Here is a 2146-nt window from a genome sequence, read left to right on the forward strand (position 1 = left end):
GCTTTGTTGCGCAACGCTTCCAACCAAGTCAATGGTTGCTGATGTGCTGTGAGCCGTATGGCTTGATGTTGAAAATCACTCATGCTTAGACAGCCTCGTTTTCAAGCCAGGCGTAGCCTTTTTCTTCCAGCTCCAGTGCCAACTCTTTACCGCCGGTTTTAACAATGCGGCCATTGGCTAATACATGCACATAATCCGGCACTATGTAATCCAGTAAACGCTGGTAGTGAGTGACCACAATAAAACTGCGCTCTGGTGAACGCATTGCATTCACACCGTTGGCAACCACTTGTAATGCATCAATATCCAAACCTGAGTCAGTTTCATCAAGAATGCACAGGCTCGGCTCCAGAAGCATCATTTGCATAATTTCGTTACGTTTCTTTTCGCCGCCCGAGAAACCTTCGTTAACACCACGCTTTAAAAAAGCTTGTTCGAGGTTGACGCGCTTACTAGTTTCACGCGCGAGCTTCATAAACTCAACTGCAGACAACTCTGGTTGACCATGATGCTTACGTTTAGCATCAACAGAAGCTTTTAAAAATTCCATATTGCTTACGCCCGGAATTTCTACCGGATATTGGAATGCAAGGAACAAACCTTCGCGCGCACGCTCTTCAATTTCCAACTCAAACAAATCCTTGCCATTAAACTCAACACTACCGCCAGTTACTTCATAACCATCACGGCCAGATAACACATTACCCAATGTACTTTTGCCCGCACCATTTGGCCCCATAATGGCGTGAACTTCACCGGGTTTGACGGTCAGATTTAAACCTTTAAGGATGTCTTTCTCTTCAACACGGGCAAACAAATCAGTAATGCGTAACATAAATTTTTTAGTCCGATAATTTTCTAACACGGTAAATTTAAATTTTTAATCTTTCTTGTTGGGCTATGTCGCTCGCTAAACTCGCGGCTAGCCCAACCTACAAAATCACTCTGAACGATTAGCCTACGGAGCCTTCGAGGCTTACTTCCAACAACTTGCCGGCTTCAACGGCAAATTCCATTGGCAATTCTTTAAATACTTCGCGACAAAAGCCATTCACAATCATGGAAACAGCTTTTTCTGCATCCAAGCCACGCTGCTGACAAAGAAACATTTGGTCTTCACTCACTTTTGATGTGGTAGCCTCGTGCTCAATCACAGCACTCGGATTTTTACTTTCGATATACGGGAATGTGTGCGCACCGCATTTATCACCGATCAACAGCGAATCACACTGGGTGTAATTACGCGCACCTTCGGCGCCGGGATTGATACGCACCAAACCGCGATAGGCATTGGAACTTTTTCCCGCCGAAATACCTTTGGAGATAATGGTTGAGCGGGTATTTTTGCCGATATGGATCATCTTGGTGCCAGTATCGGCCTGCTGATAATTATTGGTCAGCGCAACGGAATAAAACTCACCGACACTATTATCACCACGCAAAATACAACTTGGATATTTCCAAGTCACTGCAGAACCAGTTTCAACCTGTGTCCAGGAAATTTTGGCATTGGTGTGGCACACACCGCGCTTGGTCACAAAGTTGTAAATACCCCCCTTGCCTTCCTCGTTACCGGGGTACCAGTTTTGCACGGTGGAATATTTGATTTCTGCATTGTCGAGCGCTATCAATTCAACCACAGCAGCATGCAACTGATTTTCATCGCGCATAGGTGCGGTGCAACCTTCAAGATAACTCACGTGCGAACCTTCATCGGCGATAATCAAGGTGCGCTCAAATTGACCGGTATTCTGTTCGTTGATACGGAAGTAAGTAGACAACTCCATTGGGCAGCGCACACCTTTGGGGATATACACAAAGGAGCCATCGGAAAATACTGCGGAATTCAATGCAGCGTAATAGTTGTCTTTTTGCGGAACTACTGAGCCGATATATTTTTTCACCAGCTCCGGATACTTATGCACCGCTTCGCTGATCGAACAAAAAATAACACCCACTTCAAATAATTTTTCACGGAAAGTCGTTACTACCGATACGGAGTCAAACACCACATCCATTGCCACACCGGCAAGTGCTGCTTGTTCATGCAAGGGAATACCCAACTTTTCATAGGTGCGCAACAATTCCGGATCAACCTCATCCAGACTTTTGGGCTTTTCATCCATCGATTTGGGCGCTGAATAAT

The 2146-nt window shown here is 45.3% G+C and carries 2 protein-coding genes; both read right to left on the minus strand.

Annotated features, from left to right (window positions below; all coding sequences use genetic code 11):
* Nucleotides 1–85: 85 nt before the first annotated feature.
* Entirely contained in the window at nt 86–865 is a 780-nt protein-coding gene (sufC, locus tag ACWA6V_RS20860) for a Fe-S cluster assembly ATPase SufC (protein ID WP_449524288.1), read from the minus strand.
* A gap of 88 nt (nt 866–953) precedes the next feature.
* On the minus strand, nt 954–2146 hold a 1193-nt coding region (gene sufB, locus ACWA6V_RS20865; RefSeq protein ID WP_449524289.1), incomplete at its 5' end, for a Fe-S cluster assembly protein SufB.

Source organism: Cellvibrio sp. (genome assembly GCF_053579595.1).